Annotated in this window: 2 tRNA genes and 1 rRNA gene; all 3 read left to right on the top strand. The window is 53.6% G+C overall.

The features are described 5' to 3' along the window. Nucleotides 1-122 precede the first annotated feature (122 nt). Nucleotides 123-1,655 (top strand): 16S ribosomal RNA (locus P0D68_RS35425). Nucleotides 1,656-1,721: 66 nt separating this feature from the next. Then, nucleotides 1,722-1,798: transfer RNA gene (locus P0D68_RS35420), tRNA-Ile, on the top strand. A gap of 68 nt (nt 1,799-1,866) precedes the next feature. Next, nucleotides 1,867-1,942, top strand: a tRNA-Ala gene (locus P0D68_RS35415). Nucleotides 1,943-2,153 lie beyond the last annotated feature (211 nt).

Here is a 2,153-nt window from a genome sequence, read left to right as displayed (position 1 = left end):
AAGTATCAAGTCTCACACAGTAATGAAAGGAAGGTTTGACTGTCGCAAGATGGTTGGATCATTCGTCAGTACGTTGAGTGAGCGACCGGTTCTTAACGGAACCGAAAAACAGTAACAGGTTTGAACTGAAGAGTTTGATCCTGGCTCAGATTGAACGCTGGCGGCATGCCTTACACATGCAAGTCGAACGGCAGCACGGGGGCAACCCTGGTGGCGAGTGGCGAACGGGTGAGTAATACATCGGAACGTGTCCTGTAGTGGGGGATAGCCCGGCGAAAGCCGGATTAATACCGCATACGATCTGTGGATGAAAGCGGGGGATCCTTCGGGACCTCGCGCTACAGGGGCGGCCGATGGCAGATTAGCTAGTTGGTGGGGTAAAGGCCTACCAAGGCGACGATCTGTAGCTGGTCTGAGAGGACGACCAGCCACACTGGGACTGAGACACGGCCCAGACTCCTACGGGAGGCAGCAGTGGGGAATTTTGGACAATGGGCGAAAGCCTGATCCAGCAATGCCGCGTGTGTGAAGAAGGCCTTCGGGTTGTAAAGCACTTTTGTCCGGAAAGAAAACCTCGTGGTTAATACCCGTGGGGGATGACGGTACCGGAAGAATAAGCACCGGCTAACTACGTGCCAGCAGCCGCGGTAATACGTAGGGTGCAAGCGTTAATCGGAATTACTGGGCGTAAAGCGTGCGCAGGCGGTCCGCTAAGACAGATGTGAAATCCCCGGGCTTAACCTGGGAACTGCATTTGTGACTGGCGGGCTAGAGTATGGCAGAGGGGGGTAGAATTCCACGTGTAGCAGTGAAATGCGTAGAGATGTGGAGGAATACCGATGGCGAAGGCAGCCCCCTGGGCCAATACTGACGCTCATGCACGAAAGCGTGGGGAGCAAACAGGATTAGATACCCTGGTAGTCCACGCCCTAAACGATGTCAACTAGTTGTTGGGGATTCATTTCCTTAGTAACGTAGCTAACGCGTGAAGTTGACCGCCTGGGGAGTACGGTCGCAAGATTAAAACTCAAAGGAATTGACGGGGACCCGCACAAGCGGTGGATGATGTGGATTAATTCGATGCAACGCGAAAAACCTTACCTACCCTTGACATGTATGGAACCTGGCTGAGAGGTCGGGGTGCCCGAAAGGGAGCCATAACACAGGTGCTGCATGGCTGTCGTCAGCTCGTGTCGTGAGATGTTGGGTTAAGTCCCGCAACGAGCGCAACCCTTGTCCCTAGTTGCTACGCAAGAGCACTCTAGGGAGACTGCCGGTGACAAACCGGAGGAAGGTGGGGATGACGTCAAGTCCTCATGGCCCTTATGGGTAGGGCTTCACACGTCATACAATGGTCGGAACAGAGGGTCGCCAACCCGCGAGGGGGAGCCAATCCCAGAAAACCGATCGTAGTCCGGATCGCACTCTGCAACTCGAGTGCGTGAAGCTGGAATCGCTAGTAATCGCGGATCAGCATGCCGCGGTGAATACGTTCCCGGGTCTTGTACACACCGCCCGTCACACCATGGGAGTGGGTTTTACCAGAAGTGGCTAGTCTAACCGCAAGGAGGACGGTCACCACGGTAGGATTCATGACTGGGGTGAAGTCGTAACAAGGTAGCCGTATCGGAAGGTGCGGCTGGATCACCTCCTTTCTCGAGCTAACGCGTCAATGTGTTGAGCGCTCACGCTTATCGGCTGTGAAATTTAGACAGACTCAGGGGTCTGTAGCTCAGTCGGTTAGAGCACCGTCTTGATAAGGCGGGGGTCGATGGTTCGAATCCATCCAGACCCACCAAAGTCTTGTCTGGTGTGCTGATCGATAACCTCTGGGTATCAACAGGTAGAGATTATCTGTGCATGACTGGGGGATTAGCTCAGCTGGGAGAGCACCTGCTTTGCAAGCAGGGGGTCGTCGGTTCGATCCCGTCATCCTCCACCAATCCTCAATGCGTAGCGTTCTGTGAGAAGCAGAGCGTTGTGCATTGGCGATTGAGCCAGTCAGAGTGATACGCGGTTATAGCAACTGCGATATCGGCTGTCGTTCTTTAACAATCAGGAAGAAGTAGTAAAGAGATTCACGAAAGATCACTTAGAGATGGGTGATCGAGTAGGTGAATCAGGGTTGTGATTGTATCAATGTATGAAAAGGT

The sequence above is a fragment of the Paraburkholderia sp. RL17-380-BIE-A genome (genome assembly GCF_046028085.1).
Classification (GTDB): domain Bacteria; phylum Pseudomonadota; class Gammaproteobacteria; order Burkholderiales; family Burkholderiaceae; genus Paraburkholderia.
This window is presented reverse-complemented; position numbering and strand designations above follow the sequence as displayed.